The organism is Nitrosomonas sp. Is37 (genome assembly GCF_033063275.1).
GTDB lineage: Bacteria > Pseudomonadota > Gammaproteobacteria > Burkholderiales > Nitrosomonadaceae > Nitrosomonas.
On sequence record NZ_JAWJYP010000042.1, the window covers coordinates 1 to 5,628 of the forward strand.

6 protein-coding genes and 2 pseudogenes are annotated in these 5,628 nt (G+C 42.9%); 4 read left to right on the top strand and 4 right to left on the bottom strand.

All coding sequences use genetic code 11. The features are described 5' to 3' along the window. Positions 1-435: 435 nt before the first annotated feature. Positions 436-621, top strand: a complete 186-nt coding sequence (locus R2Q26_RS14280; RefSeq protein WP_317536904.1) for a patatin-like phospholipase family protein — start codon at positions 436-438, stop codon at positions 619-621. 320 nt (positions 622-941) lie between these two features. Further along, the gene (locus tag R2Q26_RS14285) at positions 942-1,223 is read left to right on the top strand and encodes an acylphosphatase (RefSeq protein ID WP_317536905.1); all 282 of its coding nucleotides are present in this window, start codon (positions 942-944) and stop codon (positions 1,221-1,223) included. Positions 1,224-1,646: 423 nt separating this feature from the next. Here the strand turns inward: R2Q26_RS14285 and R2Q26_RS15625 are convergent. Next, positions 1,647-1,883: pseudogene (locus R2Q26_RS15625) on the bottom strand (transposase); the annotation flags it as partial. Between the two features lie 573 nt (positions 1,884-2,456). Between R2Q26_RS15625 and R2Q26_RS14290 the strand changes: the two are divergent. Then, positions 2,457-2,876 carry a hypothetical protein gene (locus R2Q26_RS14290; protein WP_317536906.1) on the top strand — a complete coding sequence of 140 codons (420 nt, stop codon included), beginning with the start codon at positions 2,457-2,459 and terminating at the stop codon, positions 2,874-2,876. A 245-nt stretch (positions 2,877-3,121) separates the two neighbouring features. Then, positions 3,122-4,441: pseudogene (locus R2Q26_RS14295) on the top strand (porin). 268 nt (positions 4,442-4,709) lie between these two features. Here R2Q26_RS14295 and R2Q26_RS14300 read toward each other — a convergent pair. The 3 genes from R2Q26_RS14300 to R2Q26_RS15630 form a co-directional block, all read right to left on the bottom strand. After that, complete coding sequence (locus tag R2Q26_RS14300; protein WP_317536907.1) at positions 4,710-4,853, bottom strand: hypothetical protein; 144 nt, start codon at positions 4,851-4,853, stop codon at positions 4,710-4,712. Positions 4,854-4,856: 3 nt separating this feature from the next. Beyond that, positions 4,857-5,087, bottom strand: coding sequence for a hypothetical protein (locus R2Q26_RS14305; RefSeq protein WP_317536908.1), 231 nt, complete (start codon positions 5,085-5,087; stop codon positions 4,857-4,859). A 71-nt stretch (positions 5,088-5,158) separates the two neighbouring features. Beyond that, entirely contained in the window at positions 5,159-5,356 is a 198-nt protein-coding gene (locus R2Q26_RS15630) for a transposase (RefSeq protein WP_411182367.1), read from the bottom strand. Positions 5,357-5,628: the final 272 nt, after the last annotated feature.

The window sequence follows — 5,628 nt, forward strand, 5'->3', positions numbered from 1 at the left end:
CCGGTCGGTAGCGGCTCATAACTGTCCCGGTCTCGCCAATCTTTTACTATTCCTGTTGCCGTGCTCTCTGCAATATCTAACTTCCTGCCTGCCGCATGCGCAGACATGCCACTTTCAACCCCCTTGATCAGGCGCTTCCTGAGATATCATTCGATAAGGGTTTTGGCATATGTCACCTCCTTATAGCAAGATGATCAACTATATCTCATCCTTTGAGAATCCCTTATCGACTCTATTTAAGTGCAGAATGCTCTAATGCTGTATTTGGCGGTCTTAGCCTAATGCCTGGGCTAGACCGCTGAAAACGTTTTAAGCGATGAAACGAGTTACTACAAGGCATAATATCAATCAAATACATTAAGCCCTGTCTTAGCAAAAAACTGTAGGGCAAAGCACGGGCCATCAAATCTTTAGCAATTTGGTAGGAGCACTATCATGGAACAGAAAAAAATAGCCCTTGTACTCAATGGAGGAGGAAGCCTGGGAGCAGTTCAAGCAGGGGTTCTTTATGCGCTAATGAAGGCTGGTCAGCGCTTTGACATGATTGCGGGCTCTTCAGTCGGCGCGCTGAACGGTGCCTTTTTGGGGCTAATCCGACGTTGCAGGGTGTTGAAAGCCTAGGTGCCCTGTGCCTTCCAAACCCGATTATTTTTACTGACAAAACTTAAGTCCTTTAAACTTAAACATTTCGTAGGAGATGAGCGAAACCTTGGTAAAGATTGCCGGATTTCATTATTATCACAGGCATTGGAGATGGGATATCTGGGCAACGTGCTTCATATTAGGGAAGCTCCCGATTCAGTTTCTCTTTTGGAAAATGTATCAATCTACTAGCAGGATGTTGAAAAACGTATTCGAGGCAGCTAGTTAATGTTAATACTGTTCACAATATCATTTAGCTTGAAATAATCAACTTGATATTCTGATTCAATGAGGCATACATGAAACAGTGTATTCGTTGCTGGGTTAGTGGTCGGGTGCAAGGTGTCTGGTATCGGGCATTTGCTCAGGAAAAAGCCAGAGAATTGGGTATTTCCGGATATGCTAAAAACCTGCCGGATGGTCGAGTGGAAGTGCTGGCCTGTGGTAGCGACAATGCGCTTGAGAAATTGCGCCAATGGTTATGGCAAGGTCCCAGCCACGCAAAAGTGGACCATGTTCAATGGGAGCCGGTCACTACGGTCACTAAACAGAATTGCGAGGAAGGATTCTATATCATTTAAAGCTGATATAGACAATAGAGGATACATCACGGTTTTACTGGCAGGCGAGAGCTTACTGCGAGCTGTTCCATTATGAATTGGAGTTGGGGTTAGTAGATAAAATCAGGCGGGCGAGGAATGGCTCAACGCGCTGGGCAATGGACGCTACCCTTAATTGCCCTCCTTTTTACTCCTTGGGCGCCTTAAAGGGCTATAACACAACAATCACCCGGAATCTTTTCCAATCCTCAAATAAAATTTTCCTTCCAGCAAGGTAAGCCTTTTTCAATATTTCGCCGCAACAATTCAACTTTCTTAGTCACCACCTTCCGCCAACCGTGCCGACCAGTAATAATCTTCCACTTTGGTGACCATTTCTACCCGCACCCGATTCCGCTCGACATACCTTGACATGCCATATAGCAGTCCATAAATAGGCATCTCCTAAGGGTGATGAAAAAAATCACCCTTGTCACAAATGACCTTCCGCCCTCGTTCCCGATTAATTCTCCGGGCATAGCGCATGTGCAATGGTTTTAAAACTCTCTGCAACCCTTCATCCGTTTCAGGAATTGCAATAAGGTGGATATGGTTCGTCATCAGGCAGTACACAAAAATATCAACTCCGTATTTATCGCAGTACTCTTTTAACCAACCGAGATAGACGCTTCGATCGTCATCGGTGAAAAAATGTTTTCACACCGGTTTCCTCGCTGCGTGATGTGATGCGCTATACCGGCAAATACGGCTCTACTTAATCTTGGCATGGGATGGTTATAGTCAAACTCTATAAAAAGGGTAGCGTCCCCTTTTTTCCGCGCAAATCTATTCAAACAAAAGCATTTCTGCCTGACACCTACTTAATTCAGTAATTCTTATATCAAGATTTATAGCATCAACATATATATTTTTATTGTCTCTCTAATAGAGACAATAAATTTCTTTTTTTAGTACTTATTTTTTATTTTTATATCGATATCATATATTATGAAAAATGAATATTAATATAATCAGCAGGGTTAATGTATTAAAAACCATAATGTTATTATGAGCAATATCAAAATAAATCGTATTTTACTATTAAGTAAAACACCATTTTGATAAGTCAAGTTGATTATAGATTTGTTTCCTTGAAAGAACGTATTCTTGATATGGTTATTCTTAATCAAATATTGACACAATATTTTTGATAAAAACTTTTAAATAAAGAAATGGGGAAATGGGGTGAAATTAAAGTAAGTTGATGAAGGTGTTATGATGAAAAAATTGACTTTCTTGATGATTGTTTTAATGCTTGGTTTCTTAGTTGGCTGTGCACAAACGGGCCCAATAGGGGGTGTTCATAGCAATGAATTTTATAGTGGTAAACTGCGCGCCACAGACCCTAGCAATCATGATGCCGTGGCCAAACACTATGAAGATGCGGCCAATGAAATGAAAGCAAAACTACAAACTCAGAAGAAGCTGCTTAAAGAATATGAGAGTCACTCCTACTACTATGGGCGAGGGGGACAAGATATTCGGTCGCATACCACAGCTAATATTCGTATGTATGAGAATGCTATCAAAGAGAATATGAAGGAAGCGGTCCTTCATCGAAAAATGGCACGAGATCAAGAAAAACAAGAGTTCGGTTTAATAAAGGAAGAGGCCATAGACTCTCAATTAAATTAGTAATTATTTAGAAAAAAGCAACCAAATTCCAGAAGATAATGCATTTAAAAAAGGCTGCGCCGCCAGTGCCATTTTTGCCTTTGATTCACTGGAATATTATGTACGTTTTTTACTCATGATCATTGCTCTTCTATTTATATTATCAGAGCCACAATCTGTCTAGTTTCGTGGTGTCACTTCAGTCTTGATCGAAGTAAGGTGTGTTCCTGTTGATTTATTACAGTCAAGACACAAGCAGGGAAAAAATGAATTACACATCCAGAAACATCAATCAAACGATATTCGCGATAACTGAAACCCTATTGTTGTTTTTTGATTCTAAATACTACACATGCTAATACCCTATCCAATCTGTTCAATCAAAGTGGATTGGAATTGGGTGGCTGGATCAATGGCGGCGCAACTTACAACGCAAACAACCCTTCCGATGGCTTCAATGGCACGGTGACTTTTGCGGATCGTGCTAATCGATTTCAGTTAAACCAACTCAATTTATTTTTACAACGCAACGTCGAATCAGAAGGTACAAAATGGGATATTGGAGGCCGTTTCGACTTTTTGTTTGGAACAGATGCCATCTTTACTCAGGCTTTTGGTATATCCGCATTTGATGAGAATACTGGCGAACCATCAAATAGGGGTAACTGGGATCTCAATCTGTGCTGTAAATCAACTCGCACCTACGGGATTGCTCTTCCACAAGCCTATCTAGAAGCTTATATACCGATTGGTAACGGTTTCAATATTAAGGCCGGGCATTTTTATACACCGTTGGGCTACGAAACCGTTCCCGCCCCCGATAACTTTTTTTACACTCGAGCCTATATCCTTAATAGTGGCGAGCCTTCACCCATACGGGATTTTTAGGTAGTTATATAATCAATCAAAATTGGGTTATCCAAGGCGGCACAACTACAGGTAGTGCAACTGGCGGCTGGGATGGAGTTTTTGATAAGCAACTGGATAACTGGGGTGGACTGGCAAATATCCTATGGGAAAGCGACGACAAAAGAACTTTGGCGCAACTCAGCGGTACCTATGGACAAACAGCCGTCAATGAACCCTGGATGATGTACAGCGTCGTGCTGCAACATTGGCTCACTCCCAGGACGCACTTGGTGCTCCAGCACACCTACGGCTGGGCCAGCAACATCAACTTGCCTGAAGGAATCCGGAATGCAGCATGGTATAGCATCAACACCCACCTGACTTATGACCTTTTTCGTGACCTTTCCATCGGCATCCGTGCTGAACGCTTCCATGATCGCAATGGCTGGCGTGTTTTCTCACCCTATCGCATACTATCAGCATTGAATAATAAAGGAGTTAGCTACGCAGGCAACATTCCTTTCATCAGTGCTCCCGCAGATTATTACGCAGTCACGGTGGGTATGAACTGGAAACCCGCAACACGTTGGGGAAGAGGTTGGAAGCCGATCCGCAATATCAACATTCGAAAAAATATCCGCTATGACAGAGCTGATGGCATTGACATGGCATTTCGGCCATTTGATGGCAGAAAGGATCAATTTCTGTTTTCTTTGGATGTAACGATGCCCTTCTGATTCAGCTCAATTGAAAAGGGGTAGCTACACAGGTATATGTCGTCAAAGCCAATTTGAACTTATGACCGCCTGAATTAAGGAGACAAGAAGGGGACGCTACCCTTTATTGCTCTCCCTTTCACTCCTTGGGCGCCCTAACAGGCTGTTGAAAAATTATCTACATTGCCGCTATGGTGTTAAAAACAGGCTCAAAATGCTCATTTATCAGGTATAAACTCCATTTTTTTCGCCTGTTTTTGCCTATCGTCGACTGCCTCGAATACGTTTTTCAACGGCCTGCTAAAGGACGATAGCGCAACAATCTATCCGCAATCTTTTCCAATCCTCGAATAAAATTTTCCTCCCCGCAAGGTAAACCTTTTTCAATATTTCGCCGCAACAAATCAACTTTCTCGGGATCATCACCTTCCACCAATCATGCTGACCAATTCGAAATTTGATCGCATTGTTTTTTCCACTCAAGCTTTTGACTTAATATCGCATCTTCCCTTAACCCACAATGCGCCACGATACTCGACCAGAAATAATCTCCCGTTTTGGTAACCATTTTCACCTGTACCAGATTCCACTCGACATAGCGGATGGCAGCCCATAAATAACCATCTCCCCATCTCCCAAGAGCAATGAAAAAAATTACCCTTGCCACAAATGATTTCTCCACTCTCGTTGCCGGTTAATCCTCTGCACATAGCACATGTGTAGCCGTTTTAAAACTCTCTACAACCCTTCGTCCGTTTTAGGAACTGCAATAAGGTGGATGTAATTCGTCATCAGACAGTACGCCCAAATATAAACATCGTATTTATCGCAGCACTCTTTTAACCAGCCGAGATAGACGCTTCGATCGTCATCGGTGAAAAAACATTTTCTCGCTGGTTTCCTCGCTACGTGATGTGATGCGGTATACCGGCAAATACGGTTCTACTTAATCTTGGCATGTAATGGTTATAGTCAACCTCTATAAAAAAGGGTAGCGCTCCTTTTCCTTAAGATTTCGGCAGAAGGCGAGGCTGTTTTTTTGTTTTATGCTCCAGTCATTTTTTATCTGCGTGCCGCGCCAATGCTTGCAGTAATTGACGCGCGTTTTGAAAATCACCAGTCCCCCTGAGCACGCCGCACAACACCCACCCCCCACCCACCCCCCCCCCCGACCTCCCCCTAACCTTCCACCCCGGCGACCCACCACA

What these genes read in the sequence shown, in the direction of transcription:
- R2Q26_RS14280 (WP_317536904.1), top strand. Translation starts at nt 436, where the DNA reads ATGGAACAGAAAAAAATAGCCCTTGTACTCAATGGAGGAGGAAGCCTG.
- R2Q26_RS14285 (WP_317536905.1), top strand. Translation starts at nt 942, where the DNA reads ATGAAACAGTGTATTCGTTGCTGGGTTAGTGGTCGGGTGCAAGGTGTC.
- R2Q26_RS14290 (WP_317536906.1), top strand. Translation starts at nt 2,457, where the DNA reads ATGATGAAAAAATTGACTTTCTTGATGATTGTTTTAATGCTTGGTTTC.